This is a genomic window from Enterococcus sp. RTP21361st1_A6_RTP21361_211029 (genome assembly GCF_040910045.1).
GTDB classification, from domain to species: Bacteria; Bacillota; Bacilli; order Lactobacillales; family Enterococcaceae; genus Enterococcus_D; species Enterococcus_D gallinarum.
Genome location: NZ_JBDGBK010000200.1, coordinates 1 through 1,555, shown reverse-complemented (window position 1 = coordinate 1,555; position 1,555 = coordinate 1). Strand labels below are relative to the sequence as shown.

General features: G+C 33.0%; 2 protein-coding genes and 1 pseudogene. 2 read left to right on the top strand and 1 reads right to left on the bottom strand.

The genetic code is table 11. The annotated features are described in order from the left end of the window. The first annotated feature begins 201 nt into the window (after positions 1 to 201). Together AB5Z52_RS17005 and AB5Z52_RS17000 are read left to right on the top strand one after the other, a co-directional pair. Complete coding sequence (locus AB5Z52_RS17005; protein WP_148780625.1) at positions 202 to 486, top strand: hypothetical protein; 285 nt, start codon at positions 202 to 204, stop codon at positions 484 to 486. Between the two features lie 2 nt (positions 487 to 488). After that, positions 489 to 905 carry a hypothetical protein gene (locus tag AB5Z52_RS17000; RefSeq protein ID WP_001232859.1) on the top strand — a complete coding sequence of 139 codons (417 nt, stop codon included), beginning with the start codon at positions 489 to 491 and terminating at the stop codon, positions 903 to 905. A 136-nt stretch (positions 906 to 1,041) separates the two neighbouring features. Here the strand turns inward: AB5Z52_RS17000 and AB5Z52_RS16995 are convergent. Beyond that, positions 1,042 to 1,545, bottom strand: a pseudogene (locus AB5Z52_RS16995) (replication initiation protein); the annotation flags it as partial. Positions 1,546 to 1,555: the final 10 nt, after the last annotated feature.

Below are 1,555 nucleotides of genomic sequence, written 5' to 3'. Positions count from 1 at the left end.
GCATAAGGAAACGTGTACCCACTTTCTAAAAAAAGCGGGCAGATAGGCTGTGCCTATCGCGTTTCTCAGAAAAAAATTTGCTATCACTTTTTTTGCCATCGTGGCTAGCTTATGTATAGTATTTTAGCAAAAAACAGCTATACAAATATAGTATTTGTATGGTATACATAAATTATACATAATTGAAAAAGGAGATTTTTTATGGACATTTTAGTTCGGAACATCGATCCAAAATTTATCGCAACAATAGACAAACGTTGCCAAGAACTCACAACTAAAACTGGCAAAAAATGGAGTCGAAATAAATATCTAAAAGTGCTAATCGAAAATGATTTTGACCGTCAACTTATGACTTATAGAAAAGATCAATTCGATTTATTGCTCGAAAAATTTGCTGCTATCCAAACAGAAAACACTCAAATATTAAGTGAGTATGTCTACACAAATAATCGAATCATCGAAATGCTTATTGGAGGAATGATATAATCATGAGAAAAACTTCTGTTCAAAAACATGTGACCCTTTACCCCAGTCATGTTGACGTTTTAGATTCCATCATCGAAAAAAATCCAGATATCAATAACTACTCGGAAGCCATTCGCTTTTTATGTATGAGTTATGAACCCGATACCAACACGACCACTACCAGCAATCAGGCAAAACTAAATGCTATGGGAAAAGAAATTTCCATCATGACTGAAATCATCGCAGAATTTGCTGATTTATATCTAAAAGATACAGGCGTTCTTATTGGCACAAATTCTAAAGTATATCAAGAAGTGAAAGAAAAAATCGAAGCTAAACTAAATCCATCAAATCGAAATCGACCAAAGAATCATCAAAAAGAAACCAGTCAAACAGTCACTTCTAGAAATTTCGACCCAACAAATTTTCTAAAACGATAAAAAACAGATAGGAGTTATTCCTATCTGTTTTTTATTTAGAAGCCCCATACAATATGCTAGAATGTACTAGCAATCTTAGTCGGTTGTAAGGGACTTGTCTACTTGCTTAATGTAAGGGGGGCGAGTTCTTTTTTATTTATTCTTCTAACCAGTTACGCAGAGAAATCTTTGGCAAATCTGACGTTAGGCTTGAAAAAGTAAATTCTAATTTGGCGATTTTATTGCCCTTTTTTGCTTTTATTTTTGTGACTTTAAGATCATTGAAGTATTTTTTTAGTTCTCGTAATGCAGGATTTAATACTTTTTGATCAATGTTACCCATTTGATAGTATTCTGGGATATCCATTAAGCTCCTAAACTCTTCAATACGAACTACATAATAACCAGTAGAACGGTACTGCATAAGCAGTCGGAATAGAGTTTTTGCATACGTAGAACGCAACGACGTGAAAGCAGATAATTCAAATCTACTAAATTCAGCTGTTAAACCATTAATAATATATTCTAGGTCCGGATTAACACTGACTTCAACAAACTTTTTTGTTTTATTGATTTCAAAACCAGTAAACAAAACAAAGTAGCGAATAGAATCCTCATCTTCAGTACGGTAAGTAAGATTAAGCATATCTTTATAGAGCTTTTATAAAACA